General features: G+C 37.1%; 12 protein-coding genes and 4 pseudogenes. 8 read left to right on the top strand and 8 right to left on the bottom strand.

Translation table 11 applies throughout. The annotated features are described in order from the left end of the window. Positions 1 to 5 precede the first annotated feature (5 nt). The 4 genes from ABWU67_RS04640 to ABWU67_RS04625 all read right to left on the bottom strand — a co-directional run bounded on the left by ABWU67_RS04640 (position 6) and on the right by ABWU67_RS04625 (position 3,958). Positions 6 to 404 (bottom strand): EVE domain-containing protein, encoded by a 399-nt coding sequence (locus ABWU67_RS04640; RefSeq protein WP_007549395.1) that lies wholly within the window; start codon positions 402 to 404, stop codon positions 6 to 8. Then, positions 404 to 1,600 (bottom strand): cell division protein FtsZ, encoded by a 1,197-nt coding sequence (gene ftsZ / locus ABWU67_RS04635; RefSeq protein ID WP_010962790.1) that lies wholly within the window; start codon positions 1,598 to 1,600, stop codon positions 404 to 406. The genes ABWU67_RS04640 and ftsZ overlap by 1 nt, the downstream gene beginning before the upstream one ends. A 245-nt stretch (positions 1,601 to 1,845) precedes the next feature. Next, positions 1,846 to 2,364 (bottom strand): hypothetical protein, encoded by a 519-nt coding sequence (locus tag ABWU67_RS04630; RefSeq protein WP_353281790.1) that lies wholly within the window; start codon positions 2,362 to 2,364, stop codon positions 1,846 to 1,848. An 85-nt stretch (positions 2,365 to 2,449) separates the two neighbouring features. Then, positions 2,450 to 3,958 (bottom strand): YifB family Mg chelatase-like AAA ATPase, encoded by a 1,509-nt coding sequence (locus ABWU67_RS04625; protein WP_341821790.1) that lies wholly within the window; start codon positions 3,956 to 3,958, stop codon positions 2,450 to 2,452. A gap of 122 nt (positions 3,959 to 4,080) precedes the next feature. On the opposite strand from ABWU67_RS04625, the gene ABWU67_RS04620 reads away from it, so the two are divergent. The 3 genes and pseudogenes from ABWU67_RS04620 to terL form a co-directional block, all read left to right on the top strand. Then, on the top strand, positions 4,081 to 4,920 hold the full coding sequence (locus tag ABWU67_RS04620) for a polysaccharide deacetylase family protein (RefSeq protein WP_010962787.1): 840 nt from the start codon (positions 4,081 to 4,083) through the stop codon (positions 4,918 to 4,920). Further along, complete coding sequence (locus tag ABWU67_RS04615; RefSeq protein ID WP_353281788.1) at positions 4,875 to 6,449, top strand: penicillin-binding transpeptidase domain-containing protein; 1,575 nt, start codon at positions 4,875 to 4,877, stop codon at positions 6,447 to 6,449. The genes ABWU67_RS04620 and ABWU67_RS04615 overlap by 46 nt, the downstream gene beginning before the upstream one ends. Before the next feature lie 853 nt (positions 6,450 to 7,302). Then, positions 7,303 to 8,745, top strand: a pseudogene (terL, locus tag ABWU67_RS04610) (phage terminase large subunit); the annotation flags it as partial. A gap of 5 nt (positions 8,746 to 8,750) precedes the next feature. Here the strand turns inward: terL and ABWU67_RS04605 are convergent. Then, positions 8,751 to 9,609: pseudogene (locus ABWU67_RS04605) on the bottom strand (IS630 family transposase). Positions 9,610 to 9,973: 364 nt separating this feature from the next. Continuing rightward, positions 9,974 to 11,023: a class I SAM-dependent methyltransferase gene (locus ABWU67_RS04600; RefSeq protein ID WP_264329519.1), complete on the bottom strand. Its 1,050-nt coding sequence runs from the start codon at positions 11,021 to 11,023 to the stop codon at positions 9,974 to 9,976. A 101-nt stretch (positions 11,024 to 11,124) separates the two neighbouring features. Between ABWU67_RS04600 and ABWU67_RS04595 the strand changes: the two genes are divergently transcribed. The 3 genes and pseudogenes from ABWU67_RS04595 to ABWU67_RS04585 all read left to right on the top strand — a co-directional run bounded on the left by ABWU67_RS04595 (position 11,125) and on the right by ABWU67_RS04585 (position 12,712). After that, positions 11,125 to 11,496 carry a hypothetical protein gene (locus ABWU67_RS04595; protein WP_353281786.1) on the top strand — a complete coding sequence of 124 codons (372 nt, stop codon included), beginning with the start codon at positions 11,125 to 11,127 and terminating at the stop codon, positions 11,494 to 11,496. After that, the gene (locus ABWU67_RS04590; protein WP_010962783.1) at positions 11,497 to 11,781 is read left to right on the top strand and encodes a DUF2610 domain-containing protein; all 285 of its coding nucleotides are present in this window, start codon (positions 11,497 to 11,499) and stop codon (positions 11,779 to 11,781) included. 72 nt (positions 11,782 to 11,853) lie between these two features. Further along, positions 11,854 to 12,712, top strand: a pseudogene (locus ABWU67_RS04585) (IS630 family transposase). A 28-nt stretch (positions 12,713 to 12,740) separates the two neighbouring features. On the opposite strand, the gene dapD reads toward ABWU67_RS04585, so the two are convergent. Beyond that, complete coding sequence (gene dapD, locus ABWU67_RS04580) at positions 12,741 to 13,571, bottom strand: 2,3,4,5-tetrahydropyridine-2,6-dicarboxylate N-succinyltransferase (RefSeq protein WP_264339475.1); 831 nt, start codon at positions 13,569 to 13,571, stop codon at positions 12,741 to 12,743. 73 nt (positions 13,572 to 13,644) lie between these two features. On the opposite strand from dapD, the gene ABWU67_RS04575 reads away from it, so the two are divergent. Beyond that, positions 13,645 to 14,073, top strand: a complete 429-nt coding sequence (locus ABWU67_RS04575) for a zinc-ribbon domain-containing protein (protein ID WP_341815061.1) — start codon at positions 13,645 to 13,647, stop codon at positions 14,071 to 14,073. A 94-nt stretch (positions 14,074 to 14,167) separates the two neighbouring features. Next, positions 14,168 to 14,845: a ribulose-phosphate 3-epimerase gene (rpe, locus tag ABWU67_RS04570; RefSeq protein ID WP_038198978.1), complete on the top strand. Its 678-nt coding sequence runs from the start codon at positions 14,168 to 14,170 to the stop codon at positions 14,843 to 14,845. A 155-nt stretch (positions 14,846 to 15,000) separates the two neighbouring features. Here the strand turns inward: rpe and tnpC are convergent. Then, positions 15,001 to 16,443, bottom strand: a pseudogene (tnpC, locus tag ABWU67_RS04565) (IS66 family transposase). Positions 16,444 to 16,514 lie beyond the last annotated feature (71 nt).

Below are 16,514 nucleotides of genomic sequence, written 5' to 3'. Positions count from 1 at the left end.
AGGTATTACACATCACTCATCCTTATTATTTCATTCCATTCAATTTCCGAAACTGGGGCAATTGATAAACGTGGTTGTTTTAATATAGTCATATTTTTCAAAAGTGGGTTTTGTTTTATATTATTTAACGTTACTTGGTTATTTAAAGGTTTCAAAAACTTTACATTCACTAATCCGAACTTGGGATCATTAACATGATAATACTCTTTAAATACTTCAACGATTCCAAGTATTGCTTTCTCTTTACCTGTATGATAAAAAAACGCAAGATCGCTTGCTTTCATAATTTTCATGTAATTTTGAGCTTGATAATTGCGCACACCATCCCACTCAACTACCTGCTCCTTTTCCATTTTTTGCCATGAGTATTCACTTGGCTCTGACTTAAGTAGCCAAAATTGCATTATTTTTTTCTTCTTAAGTAAGCTGGTATATCATAGATATTGCTGCCCCACTTAGCTCCTTCGCTTACCTGTTCAGCTGGTTTTGTTTCCAGTGTTTTGTCTTGTGTACTTTCACTTTGACTATATGGCCACTTAAATTTCTCTTTCTCTGAGTCTTCGCTCTGACTTATAGGTGAAGTTTCTGATTTATTATTGCGACCATCAATGCCAGTTGCAAGAACAGAAACTCTAACTCTTCCCTCCATCGCTTGATCAAAAGTAGCACCAAATATTATATTTGCATTTTCATCTACTTCTTCACGCACTCTATTGGCTGCAGCATCAACTTCAAACAGAGTCATATCTCCGCCACCAGTAATGTTAATTAATATTCCTTGCGCACCTTTCATTGATACATTGTCAAGCAATGGATTGGATATTGCAGCTTCTGCAGCACTAATTGCTCTATCTTCTCCTTCTGCCTCTCCGGTGCCAATCATCGCTTTGCCCATCTCGCTCATTACTGTTTCTATATCAGCGAAGTCAAGATTAATAAGCCCTGGCATGACCATCAAGTCAGTTACTCCTCTGATGCCAATATGCAGAACATTGTCAGCAAGTTTAAATGCATCAGAAAATGTAGTTTTTTCATTTGCAATTCTAAATAAATTCTGATTTGGAATGACAATAAGTGTATCCACGTATTTTTGCAGTTCTTCAAGTCCAAGCTCTGCAATGCGCATACGGCGCACACCTTCAAAACCGAACGGTTTAGTTACAACTCCAACAGTCAATATCTTTTTTTCTTTTGGCGCTCTATCCTTAACTGCGGCTCTTGCTTCTCTGGCTGCTTTTGCAATTACCGGTGCAGCACCGGTTCCAGTACCACCGCCCATTCCTGCTGTGATGAAAAGCATATGACTATCTTTTATATGCTCCATAATCTCATCAATTGATTCTTCTGCTGCACCTTTGCCAACATCAGGCAAAGCACCAGCACCAAGACCCTTAGTTAAATTAATGCCAAGCTGAATTTTTTTATCACATAACGACTTTTCTAGTGCTTGAGCGTCGGTATTTGCGACAACAAAATTCACTCCTTGCAAATTAGATTGGATCATGTTATTCACAGCATTTCCACCAGCACCACCCACTCCCACAACGGTAATCCTTGGGTGTAATATAGGTAACTCCGGCAGACTAAGATCAATAGACATTTAAATTACTCAAATTTAGCGAATTCACTTGATAATAAGTTACTGCTTTTTTAATAATATGCAAATACTTTTCACTTCTATAGGCGTAAACAGTAAACGGGATTTACTTATTCTTAATAACATTTAAAATAACAGATAATAACTTTATATTTTTAGAAGGTATCATTCTACTGATGCAAAAAAATAGAAAATGTTTATAAAAAGGGACAGAGACTATCCCTTTTTATTCTGTTTAAGCTACTTTATTATGCTTTTGCTGGTACCAATCCAACTGCTACCGCAACATTATTCAAGGATGTTGATGCATCATTAACAATAAATTTTAGCTTATCATTATCAATTTTAGGCTTATCACCATCTTTTTCACAGACCTTAAGAATCTCTTCTTTCACTGCATCAATTTGATTTGCCTTACTACTATTCTTATATGCATACACAGGTGCAGCTATTAAAGCCGCCACCGCAGCAACAACTATCAAACTAGCAACTAGCGGATGAGCAACTGCAAATGTAGACATTGCAGTAATAGCAGGACTAACGAGTGTTGCAGCTTTTGTTCCAACTGTACCAACGAAAGCCGCATAAGCTGGGCTCAAAAAATAAGCAGCTGTAAGCGAAATTGCTGCTGCAGTTGCTACAAAAGTCGCGGCCGTTTTGTATGGATTTTCTTTTACAAGATTCCAACCTTGCACAGGAACTTCTTTAGTTGCTGACCAAAGGCCCTCTTGACTATATTTCTGTTTTATTACTTCAATTCTTGCCATAACTCTACTCCTTAAATAGAATATTAAAATTTCATTAAGAATAATATATAGTAAAAAAAAGCTGCCTGTCAAGTAATTTAATTTATTAGTATAATCTGATTCTGTAATTCAGCGCTTCAGCAATGTGTGCTCTTTTTACTTCTTCACTTTTTGCAAGATCTGCAATAGTTCTTGCAACTTTTAATACGCGTGTGTAGCCTCGATTGGAAATGTAATTTTCTTTCAGTACGTATTTTAGCAATTCTAACCCTGCCTGATCTGGTTCAGTAAATTTATTAAATGCTTCACCGCTTACTTCTGAATTGCAACGAATATTTAATTCACTATAGCGCTCAGTTTGAACTTTTCTTGCTGCTATCACTCTTTCTCTTATAATTTTAGTACTTTCTCCCTCCACAGAGATTTCAGGAGAGAGTATGCTAACGTTTGGCATTTCAATGCATATGTCTATTCTATCAAGCAATGGGCCTGATATTTTGTTTTTGTAATCTGTGCCACACTTTGGAGCTTTGTTGCACGATCTGCTTGCATCACCTAAATAACCGCACCTGCAAGGGTTCATTGCAGCAATCAGTTGAAAATTTGCAGGGTAGGTTATGTGAGCATTTGCCCTTGCAACGGTAACTTTTCTATCTTCAAGTGGTTGGCGCAGAGAATCAAGCACAAGTCTTGGAAATTCTGGCAACTCATCAAGGAATAACACGCCATTGTGAGCCATGGTAATTTCTCCAGGTTTTGCATTCTTTCCTCCCCCTATCATCGCTGGCATAGAGCATGAATGATGAGGTTCACGAAAGGGACGAGTTACTTTGAATATTTCATTACCAGTTTTTGTTATGCTGGAAATAATATTAACATCAATCATCTCCTGTTCGGTTAAATCAGGCAGCAATCCTATAAAGCGCTTAGCAAGCATTGATTTTCCAGTACCAGGAGGGCCAACAAGAAGCATATTATGCCCACCTGCTGCTGCAATTTCAGCTGCTCTTTTTGCAACAACTTGGCCTTTAATATCCTTCATATCGGGAACCAATCTTTTTTCTTTGGGTGCATCACTATATTTAAAAATTACTGGCTGAGTTAATTGTTCACCCTTAAAGTGTCTGATAATATCAGTTAATTTCTCTATAGCTAGAATTGAAACATTCTTTACCCATGAAGCCTCTACTCCATTTCCCCTTGGGCAAATTACTCCTTTATTTGCCTGTTTTGCATTGATCGCTGTTGGCAGCACTCCTGAAACTGGAATAACTCTGCCATCAAGGGCAAGCTCACCCATAATGATATAAGACTGAACTTTTTCAACTGCTATCACATTCATTACAACAAGTAGTCCAATAGCAATAGCCAAGTCATAATGACTGCCTTCTTTCAGCAAATCCGCAGGGGAGAGATTAACTGTAATTCTTTTTGGAGGTAGCAGTAGATTGATTGAATTTAACGCTGCTCTGATGCGTTCTTTGGATTCCGCAACAGTTTTATCTGGCAATCCAACAATATTAAAAGCTGGAATACCATTTGCCATATGAATTTGTGCATTGACATTTACTGTGCTAATTCCCTGAAGCGCAACGGTATTTATATTTGCAATCATAATATATTATATAAAATTGTTAATACAATATATTAAAGAAGCGATGAAGTAAAGGCTACAGCAATTAAAGATGGCTTAACTTAGCAAAAAAGTGTAGTATTCTATCACTTTGCTGATTACAAATGTTTATAAGGATAATCACTTTTTTCTTACTATATTCAAGTACGGCTTTTTGTAGTGATTGTAATTTTAATTTACCATACTGTGGGCTCAGTTGTAATCTAGATCTATCATATAGAAATTTAAGTAATATAAAAAAATTATTGAATAACGACGATAAGTTTGTTGCGCTTACGTTTGATGATGGACCGTCTAACAATAGAGTAAACGATATTATTAATGTTCTGGAAAGCTATGAAGCAAAAGCAACATTTTTTGTGCTTGGTGAACGTATAAATGAAAAAACGTCTGAAATAGTAAAGAAAATTCATGAATCAGGTCATGAGTTAGGCAATCACTCTTGGTCGCATAGGAAGTTGACATCACTTTCAAGTGAGGAACAATTGCAAGAATTGGAAAAGACAAATACAGCAATTAAAAATGCAATAAAACAAGATGTAAAATGGTTTCGTCCGCCATATGGATGTTATGACGATAATCTGATTGAAAATACTGATCAATTAAATATGTATTCAATATTATGGACAGTTGATTCGCTAGATTGGCAAGGTGATAAGCCAGAAACTTTAGTTGAAAGAGTTTTAAGTAATGTACATAATGGAGCAGTTATACTGTTTCATGATCACAATAACAGGTCAAACACAATTGAAGCTTTACCTCATATTATTAAAATACTAAAAAAATCAGGTTATAAGTTTGTGACCTTAAGTGAGTGGGAAAAAAGGGTTTGTAATACGGTAAAAGCCAGAAGTGTAACAATAAAAGAGGGGAAAAAAGTGTGTTTTGAAGGAATGTTATGTGGACAAAAAACAAAGTCTTTAACCGCAGAGCATTCATATTAGGTGGTATTCAGCTTACCATTTCTGCGGTTTTTAGTTGCAGGTTATATAATTTACAAATACGAAACAGACAAAAGTACGAAGCACTATCTAATAGTAATAGAATAAGAGTTGCTACTATTATGCCTAAGCGGGGCAAAATTTTAGATAGGAATAGCATTGAACTTGCGATGAACAAAATTTCGTATGTTGTTTTGTTTGATGGTTCTGGTAAGGAAGTTGATTTGCAGACATTATCAGAAGTCGAGTCTAAAATAGCAAAATCGTCAGAAAAAATAACTGCTCTTTATAAACGTTATTACCCGTTTGGTTCAATGTGTTCTCATGTAATCGGATATACAAAAAGACAGCAAGGCATAAGCGAAGTAGGAATCAGCGGTATTGAATATACATATGATCATATATTGAAAGGCAAGTCAGGAAAATCTGAGCAGGAAATAAATTCTAAAAAACGCGTCATAAAAGAATTATCAAGCATACCACAACAAGACGGACAAGATGTACAACTGACAATTGATATTAATCTGCAAGAGAAAACCGCAGAGGTATTTAAAGATCACCAAGGCTCCGCAGTGGTAATTGATGTAAATAATGGAGAAATTTTAGCATTATATAATTCACCTTCTTACGATAATAATCTTTTTGCTAGCAGGCTATCAAATGAGACTTGGGAGAGCTTGAATGCTCCTTCATTGCCGCTCGTGAATCGTGCGTTATCATATCAAATTCCACCTGGTTCAATATTTAAAGTAATAGTTGCGCTTGCGGGTTTAAAAGACGGGATAATAACACCAGAAGAGAAATTCTCGTGCAAGGGCTATATGAAAATAGGTGAGCGGAAATTTCGTTGTCTGAAAAGCAAAGTCCATGGGTATGTATCTTTAAATGAGGCAATGGCATTATCATGCAACACTTACTTTTATAATATAGGGAAAAAAATAAGTGTAGACTCTCTAGTAGAAATGGCCAGAAAATTTGGTATTGGAAGTGGGCCACTGATTGGAACGTTTAAAGAAGAAGCTCCAGGGTTGTTGCCAGATAGAGATTGGCGTACACGAAAGCTATATTCGCAGTGGTATTTAGGTGACACTATCAACTTAGTTATAGGACAAGGGTATATGCTTACAACACCACTACAGCTTGCAGTTCTTGCAGCGAGGATTGCAACAGGAAAAGAGGTAATTCTCCGCATTAAGATGAATGAAACGATACAAGATTTTCCCGATATTGATGTGGATTGTGAGCATCTTAGCATAGTTCGAAAAGCTATGTTTGATGTGGTGAATTCTAAAACTGGAACCTATAAGAAAGGGCTAAGCGGTATACAAATTGCTGGCAAAACCGGTACACCAGAAATAAACTCTAAGGGCGAAAGTCATAAGTTATTTATCGCCTATGGCCCTTACCATAACCCGCGCTATGCAATCTCTGTGTTTATAGAACACGGCAAAGCCCCACGCCAAGATGTTGCAATTGCTAATGAGATATTTCAGTATATGCTTGAAACTATGAGTATTAAACTTCTTGCATAACCATATAACAAACTTTTATTGGGAATAGAAACGAAAAAACTTACTTGACACCCTTCGCCAGCGCCCTTATCATGATAGTGAAGCTATTGTATTTGCTTTCGCCAATCTGCAGATTAAAAGGTAAGGATTAATTAATGTATCGGCGTCTTATGTTCAATTTTTTGCAGTATATAGATACTGTATGTCTTTACAAAACTTCATCTACATCTAGATTTTTATCTAAATAAGCTGAACGCGCTTATAAAGCGTTACAAGACATCAAAAAATGCCAATACTCGACAGAGATAGTAAAAGACTAGCTAACTCGGGGATTCTTTGTCTTTTTTTCTGCTTAGTAAATTTCTTAAACATTTGCAGCGTAAGTTAGTTGCAATTAAAAGCGGCTGAATCTCGCTTGTCAAGCGTTTAAAACATAAAAAACGCCAATATTTTAAAGCGGATAATAACCACGGGGCTTCTTTTGCCTTTTTTTTTATTTGGTAAATTTCTTAATATTTATAGCTAAACAACAACCGTCATCCCGCTACGTGTTAGCGGGATCTATGCTTTGAGATACCGCGAATGAATCGCGGTATGACGGTGTAGATGATGGTTAAGTAATTCGTCATCCCGCTGCTTGTTAGCGGGATCTATGTTAAGGTATAGTAGGGGATCTATGTTAAGAGATACCGCGAATGAATCGCGGTATGACGGTGTAATGATGGTTAAGTAATTCGTCATCCCGCTACGTGTTAGCGGGATCTATGTTAAGAGATACCGCGAATGAATCGCGGTATGACGGTTAAGTAGGGTGTCATTCCAGTGCTCCTTTTTTTGTCATCCCAGCGTCACGCGTTGGTTTCAACATTATATCATGAACTTTCTAAAATTCATTGAACTGTGCTTTCAAACGGTAGTGCCGGGGTGTGAGTATAATGATTATCAGTATATAAAAGTCATAGCAGACAGGCTGGAAGCAGCGAGCGCTGGTGAAGTGAAACGAATAATATTCAATATGCCTCCGCGCTCGATGAAGTCCATGTGCATAAGCGTTGCGTGGCCCGCATGGATACTGGGAAACCAACCAACTGCGAGAATAATAGTTGCAAGTTATTCTCAGCGGCTCAGCGAAAAGCACTCGCTCGACACCAGGTGCGTGATGCAGTCTAGTTGGTATAGAGCGCTATTTCCAGAGATAGAACTATCCAAAGACCAGAATACCAAATATAAATTTCAAACAGTGCAGAGAGGATACAGAATCGCAACATCAGTTGGTGGAACACTAACTGGTGAAGGTGGTGATTTTATCATTGTGGACGATCCGCTCAGTTCTGCTCAAGCTTTGAGTGAAACGCTTAGAAAGCGTGCCACAAACTGGTTTGATCAGACTTTAGTAACCAGGCTGAACGATAGAAAAAAAGGAGTCATCGTTCTTGTAATGCACAGGCTACACCAGGAGGACTTAACTGGACACCTTCTCTCCAAGCCAAAAAACATATGGCATCATATTTGTTTGCCAATGATTTCTGAAAATAAGCAGGTTATTTATTCAATCAAAAAGCCAATGCCTCCCGTTCCTATCATCCGAGTAGCTCAGCACTGTGCGACCAGGCGATTATATAATAAACCAGCGTCACCTGTAAGGATATTATATTCAAGAGAAGAAGGTCAGTTGCTATATCCCCTCGATGGAGGAAAAGAAGAAGTTGAGACGATAAAAGTTGAACTTGGGAGTTATGCTTTTGCTGCGCAATATCAACAAAACCCTCTGCCGCTTTCAAGTGGTATAGTCAAACGAGAGTGGCTAAAGCGCTATAAAAATGTTCCTGATAATCTCTCGCATGTAACACAAAGTTGGGATACTGCGGTTTCAACAAGCGACATGAGCAACTTTAGTGTCTGCACCACCTGGGCAAAAATAGATAATAAATTCTATTTACTTGATGTATATCGCGCAAAGCTTGAGTATCCAAAGCTTAAAGAACAGGTTTTGTCACTAGCTGCAAGATGGACGCCACACGCAATTTTAATCGAAGCAAAAACAAGTGGTCAACAATTGGTGCAAGAGCTAAAGACAAACAGTGATTTACCGATTATTGAAATAGTGCCACATGATGACAAGCTCACTCGATTTCATCAAATTGTTCCGATTATAGAGTCTGGCAAGGTTTTTCTGCCACATCAAGCAGTATGGCTGAACGATTTTGAGTATGAGATTTTAATGTTTCCTGAAACTCGACATGATGATCAAGTAGATAGTACCGTGCAATATCTCCAGTGGGTGAGAAACAGTATAGCATTTCTCATAATAGTCCGAATAGGTCATAGGAAGGCAGAATCAACAGCACGACGAAAGGATTCGAATAGAGGAATGTTTTTCCTGGCTCTGTTTTTTATAGCAAACCAATGATGCTCAATTTTGTTAAAATCTGGAGAATAAGGCGGCAGATACAAAATTTCTGCACCGACTCCTTTAGCGAGCTTGATAAGCTTATCAGACTTATGAAAAGTAGCATTATCAAGAATGACAGTTTGTCCAGGTTCTAAGATCGGTGCCAAAAATTGCTCAAACCATCCATTAAAAATATCCATATTACAGTGGCCTTCAAATGTTAATGGAGCAACTATCTTTCTTCTACTTAAGGCTGCAACCATGCTGATTCGTTGAGTTTTTTTTCCAGATTTTAGGGCATAAAATCGCTGTCCTTTCTGGCAATACCCATATGGATAGTCCTCCGTGTTATCAATCCCAGACTCATCTATATACACTAAGTTTTCTGGTTCTTTTGTTGCTATAATTTTTAAGAATTCAGCACGTTTTTCTTCGTTCCTTTCCTTGTATCCATATGTCTTTTTTTGCGCGTAAATCCAATTTTTCTGAGAGCTCGGTGGATCGTTTCGATACTAACGTTGCCCCAAAGTTTAGCCATTTCCGACAGAGTTTTTCTACCGTGTTTTTTAGCAAATTCGATAAACTTATTCCAGTCGATAATTTTCTGATTGTAACCTCCATTACCGAGTTTTTTGACTGAAAGTCGCCTGTTTCTTTTTTTCTTTGCTTCCACTCCCACAAAGTAGTTCGTCCAATTTTAAATCTTGCTGCCACTGCTTCTCTGCTTTCCCCTTCGTCTAGTGCTTCCATTGCTTTTTTTCTTAAATCATAACTATATGCTGCCGGCATCCAACCTCCTTATCGCCATCTATCCTTAATCTTATCATATCCGGACTTCTGTGGAAAGAGCTATACCTCCAGGGTTGCAGCTATACGAGCATTGTGATTTGAGTCTACCAGTACTGGGATGACAGCTAGGAGACAACCGTCATCCCGCTGCTTGTTAGCGGCTGAGATACCGCAGCGGTATGACGGTTCGCGGCGGCATGACGATAAGCTCGTCATACCGCTTTGTTAGCGGCTGAGATACCGCGAATGAATCGCGGTATGACGGTTCGCGGCGGCATAGTAATTCATCATCCCGCTGCTTGTTAGCGGAATCTATGCTGAGATATCGCGGCGGTATGACGTAGGGAAACCTTTCTTGGGTTAGCTATATCAATAGCATTGCTTTAAAAAGAGTGCCCATATTTTCAGTCAACCTTAAGAATTCACTAAAGATCCTATTCTTTTGTTCATCACTTGCGTTTTTCATTAAAGCCTGGGTTCTTTCTTTTATGCCAAAAAGATATAAAAATTCCCTTTGAGTTAAAATCTCACAATCTACATGCTTTAATGAATCTCTTAACGCTTGAAAGTTCACAAGTGCGGTAATATCACTATTACCAACATTCTCAAGAAAATTAGCATACTTATGTTGTTTTATCGATTGCAAAGTGCTCTTATATGCGGGGTATACATAACCGTAATCTACAATCAAAGCAGCTCCTTTATTATTATATATCTTCTTCTCAAGTTTTTTTAATATTTCAACCCCAACTGAACATATTTCCACCACTGCACCATTAAAAAATTTTCCATTTGTCATCTGAGTAGCTGACACTGGAATCCATGATTCTTTTTTTCTGGATTCCAGTGTCACGCACTGGCATGACACCAAGAGACTGCCATCATCTTGTTTTGTCACCATATTTTCATACCACCCCTCATCATGATATACAAACTGATCTATCGGAAGAGCGTCAAAGAACTCATTTGCTAAAAAAATGGTTGGTTGTTCTGGTAGGTTGTCAATATTTTTGTGCCAATTAACATCTAAGCTTTTTAATTTTTCCTTTTGTATCTTCCGTAAAGTAGGGCTTATTTCAACTAAGTGGATCAACATTGAATTAAAAAAGCTGCTGTATTTTTTAGTGACTCTTATTATATCGTGAATGAGTGTTCCTTTGCCTGGCCCAAGTTCAACTAGAGAAAATTTTGATGGCTTTCCTAATTTTTCCCATGTATGCATTATCCAAACTGCAATTACTTCACCAAATAATTGGCTGATCTCAGGTGCGGTAGTAAAATCACCATCCTTACCAAGCGGTAATTTACTTGTATAATAGCCGTATTTTTCATGGTACAAAACGGCATTCATGAAATCACTGATGGATATTGATCCTTGACTTTTGTCAATTAATTCGTGTATATAAGTGAGCATGTTATTAATAAATGTTTAACTATAGCGTGCCATAATATAAAATAGTAGAGTATTTATATATATAGTATAAACTTAAGTTTGTGAGTAATAGTGCTTGAGTTATGGACGACAAAAACACCGATTATGTTGCCCTTATACCTCAAGATGATAGTATTGAATACAAATTTGAAGAAGCTGTCAATTTTATAGAAAACAAGGTTATAAATGCTAATGGGCTAACTTTAGCGGAAGTGTTTCAAGTGCTAGTTCAAATGCTAAATGGTGATCTAGAGTTGGTAAAAAAAGTACTAGCATGTGCTAATATTATGGCAAAGCATGGAATGAAGGTAGCAAAAGAGTCGCAATTAAGCAGAGCTGATGTTCGCCGAGCTTTGGAAGGTAGAGAAAGTGTTGTCAATAGACAAGATTTTATAAAGAAACCACCTCTTCCACCTGCTATAAAATCGACCAAAAAGAAAAGTAGAGGTCTTTAGATGGCTGAATCTATAAAAAAATTTACTGTACAATGTGACTTCAAAGGACAAAGTTCACCTTTTGCAATATACATAGGAAATCCAAAAAGTGATGCTCATCCAATTCATCATCAAGATTCCTGGCTTGTAAAAGAACGTGGAGGAAATATCCCTAATAAAGTAAAAGAAAGTCTGCAAAAATTATATAAATTATCTCAAGAAAATGGAGTCTCTTTCTCAGAGTTATGCGCGTATGCCATTACTGTGGTTAGTAATAATGATAAAAAAAGTGACGACAAGGAGTAAGATAGTTTATAGCTCTTTCCACAGAAGTCCGGATATGATAAGATTAAGGATAGATGGCGATAAGGAGGTTGGATGCCGGCAGCATATAGTTATGATTTAAGAAAAAAAGCAATGGAAGCACTAGACGAAGGGGAAAGCAGAGAAGCAGTGGCAGCAAGATTTAAAATTGGACGAACTACTTTGTGGGAGTGGAAGCAAAGAAAAAAAGAAACAGGCGACTTTCAGTCAAAAAACTCGGTAATGGAGGTTACAATCAGAAAATTATCGACTGGAATAAGTTTATCGAATTTGCTAAAAAACACGGTAGAAAAACTCTGTCGGAAATGGCTAAACTTTGGGGCAACGTTAGTATCGAAACGATCCACCGAGCTCTCAGAAAAATTGGATTTACGCGCAAAAAAAGACATATGGATACAAGGAAAGGAACGAAGAAAAACGTGCTGAATTCTTAAAAATTATAGCAACAAAAGAACCAGAAAACTTAGTGTATATAGATGAGTCTGGGATTGATAACACGGAGGACTATCCATATGGGTATTGCCAGAAAGGACAGCGATTTTATGCCCTAAAATCTGGAAAAAAAACTCAACGAATCAGCATGGTTGCAGCCTTAAGTAGAAGAAAGATAGTTGCTCCATTAACATTTGAAGGCCACTGTAATATGGATATTTTTAATGGATGGTTTGAGCAATTTTTGGCACCGATCTTAGAACCTGGACAAACTGTCATTCTTGATAATGCTACTTTTCATAAGTCTGATAAGCTTATCAAGCTCGCTAAAGGAGTCGGTGCAGAAATTTTGTATCTGCCGCCTTATTCTCCAGATTTTAACAAAATTGAGCATCATTGGTTTGCTATAAAAAACAGAGCCAGGAAAAACATTCCTCTATTCGAATCCTTTCGTCGTGCTGTTGATTCTGCCTTCCTATGACCTATTCGGACTATTATGAGAAATGCTATTAATCCCTCAATATTTCATTTATAGAGATTTTCGATCTCGTCTTTTCATCCACTTTTTTTACTATGACTGCACAATAGGTTGAAATATTATTTTTAGATGGAATAGACCCTGGTACCACTACAGAATAAGGTGGCACTTCGCCGTAAAATACCTTGCTAGTTTCTCTATCAATAATCTTTGTTGATGCCCCAATAAACACGCCTATGCCAAGGACTGATCCTTCTCTCACTACCACACCCTCGGCCACTTCGCTACGTGCTCCAATAAAGCAATTATCTTCTATAATGACAGGTGAAGCTTGAATAGGCTCAAGAACTCCACCTATTCCCACTCCACCGGAAATATGACAGTTTTTTCCTATTTGCGCACAGCTACCAATCGTTGACCAGGTATCTATCATTGTTCCTGAATCAACATATGCACCAACGTTGATAAAACTTGGCATTAGAACAACATTTGTACCTATATAAGCAGATCGGCGAACAAAACACCCAGGAACTGCTCTAATTTTTAACCGGCGAAATTTCTCCTCATTCCATTCACTAAACTTGTTACCGATCTTATCAAACCAGCAATTGGTATTGTCTATTATTTTGCTTTCTTCAGTGAGAAAATGTAATAATATTGCTTGCTTTATCCACTTATGTACTACCCATTCTCCACTTGATAGCTTTTCTGCTACTCTAATTTTGCCACTATCAAGGAGCTCAATTACCTCTTTAATTGCTATTCTTGCTGTTTTCTTTAGATTACAGTCATTAAATTTTTCTCTATTTTTCCAAATATCTTTTATCTCACTCTGTGTTTTTTTTAGTTGCAAACCTTCCATTTGTTATATATATATTGATATTAAATTTGTAGCTCGTATCATTTGGGCTTGTTACTACTTATATGTAAGTGCTATGAAAATACAATGTAATAGTTGTACTAAAACTTACTTAGTATCTCCTAAGCAAATAGGTGCATCTGGAAGAAAGGTAAAATGTACGAACTGCAATCACATATGGCATGAATATCTAGAAGAAGTGTCAAACAAACAGCACTCTGCTAATATACAGGAAAAAAAAGTTAGTGGAAGGAATTTTTTACAAAATCTAGCATTTACCACTCTAGCTTTTGCAACAGCTACAGGGTTATGCGTCGTAATTGCTAACGGCATCTTTCCTAGAGAGATGAACAAAGCATACAAAACGATCAGTTCATATAAGGATTCAATAAGCTATAAATTAGGGTACAAAAAAGAACAAACAGAAAGTCCAAATGTAAAAAAACTTGCTGTAAATAAGTTTTATCAAGACTACCTTTTTTTATCTAATTTAAGATCTAGTTAAATAGGCATACCGATATCGGTCTCTAGCTACTCAGATGGTGCTTAGGGTGACAGAGTTTTAAAAATAAGTTATTTTTTAGCAAAAAAGGCAGCTCATGAGTATTAAAATTGCACCTTCTATACTTTCAGCAGATTTTGCAAAATTAGGGGAAGAAGTAAGAAAAATTAGCGATTTAGGTGTGGATTACATACACATAGACGTTATGGATGGGAATTTCGTTCCAAATATTACAATTGGTCCTAGCGTTGTTTCTGCAATACGTAAATATAGCAATCTTCCTTTTGATGTGCATTTAATGGTCAAATCTCCTGGTAACCACATTGAAAGCTTTATAAATGCTGGTGCTGATATTATCACTGTACATGCAGAAGCAGAGACACACCTTGAGAGGTTGATAAGAAAGATAAAGTCATACAAAAATGTAAACGACGAAAAAAAACCGATTCAAGTTGGAGTTTCAATTGTTCCTTCAACTTCTCCAAGTGTGCTTGAATATATAATACATGAGCTAGATATTGTGCTGATTATGACAGTCAACCCTGGCTTTGGAGGGCAGGAATTCATTCATTCACAGTTGAACAAGATATCTACTATAAAAAAAATGATACAAGAGCGTAACCTTAAAACACAAATTTCAGTAGATGGTGGAATTAACTTTTTTAACGCAGCTGATATAATAAAAGCAGGTGCAGATATTTTAGTTGCGGGATCGGCGATATTCAAGGCTGAAGATATTAAGAAGGCCATAAACTATCTTAAAAATCCATCGTAGTAATCCTATATAGCTAAAGTGGCTTAGGTTTACCTACAATTTGAAAAACAACAAATTCGTCATTCCGCTACTCGTTAGCGGAATCTATGCTGAGATACCGCGGCGGTATGACGTAGAAAAACCTTTCTTGGGTTGTATCAGTTCAGGAGAGTGGTTTAAGAAACAATAGATAGAAGGTTTTGGAAAGCCCATTTGTTTCCATGTTAAGTATAACGAAATTATCCGTTCAAGTTCCCCACTTCGATTGGGTAAAATATGAATTTTTGCGATAAACGACATAATGCCGTATCTGCTGTTCAGCATGGTTGTTTGTCAGCGGAATGTTTTCTGGGTCATCTAAAAAATTCCACATTATTCTTTCAGATTTCAAAATATTTTTTGCAACTCGAGAAGCTCCAATTGCTTCAGGTAAGCGGCTTCAAGTAATATAGCCTTTCTTATAATAGTCCGAATGCGATAAGATATGTGTTTATGGCTATAGCAGGCCAGTAGCATATTACGGTCTGTTCGGATTATTGTAAAAAGAGCTATACCTTGTACGTTTTCGCAACTTTCTGGCACGTCTGGTAAATCTAAAAACATCTATCTCATTTTTTAGCAAGGCCTTTTTTAGTGCAAATAATTCAGTGGCTACGTTTCTTAAGTAACAGCCCAGAACTTTAACTTCAACTATGTGCTAATCTTTCAAAATCTCTTGATAAATGTGCCCAACAGATTTGCCTGTTCTTATCGGCAAAGTAGTTGTATGCTGCGTACCTGTCGTAAGCTATTGCGATTGCAGAACTTACTATTTTGTAAAACCTTCATTCCTCTTGACTCTGTCAATTTTATAAAACTTGTTGTATTACTGGCAAACATCCAGCACCAACCAAGTTTACCTTTGTTATAATGGCTCGTTTCATCGATATGCAGAACTTCACTTTTACTTACTTCTTGCTCGATTTGCTCATATGCTTCTTGGCATTTTTCTGCAACTCTAGCCTCGCTATTTGACACGCTACCAACACTGATGTCCAGGTTGAAAATATTTTTTATAATATTTGCTACTTCTCTTTTCGAGTTCTTGTAAAATCCGCTCAGCGCCGCGATTGTTGACTTAACTTTTGGACCAAATGTATCCGCAGTAACACCTTCTGGTAGCCTGCTACTTTTTCTTTTTCCACACTTGCAACAGCGGCCATTGGTATTCCACAACATAAGGCTTAATTTCTGGCAAATCAACTTTTTGATGAATGTATGGCTCTTTCGATATCGCAATTTCTCCTCCGCACTTGCAAGAACTCTATTTTCACCACTTCATCTGCCTCCATTTTAGGGCGATACTTTCCTTCATGCCCAATCTGTGCCCCTATTTTCCTGTCACTTTTTTTCTTTTTCTTCTTTAGCTTGTATAACTCTTTTGAGCTCGGTATCGATGAATTTTGTGAATTCAGACCTAGTCTTTCTTTCAATTCAGCATTTTCGATTCTTAGCGCCTTATTCTCAGATCTAAAATTTTCGTTTTCTATCTCTAACCTCTTTATCTCTGCTTTTAGTTGCTCTATCTCTATTTTAAAGCTTTCACAGAGCTTGAGAAGACTAGCTAGTAGATCAGACATATTTACCACACATACTACTTGTGATATTATGTTTTTAGCACTCCTTGTCTACTTTTTATTTTACCGCTCCG

The organism is Wolbachia endosymbiont (group A) of Aleiodes leptofemur (genome assembly GCF_964028465.1).
Taxonomy (GTDB): domain Bacteria; phylum Pseudomonadota; class Alphaproteobacteria; order Rickettsiales; family Anaplasmataceae; genus Wolbachia; species Wolbachia pipientis.
The sequence above is the reverse complement of the archived record's forward strand: the minus strand, read 5'-3'. Positions and strand labels throughout refer to the sequence as shown.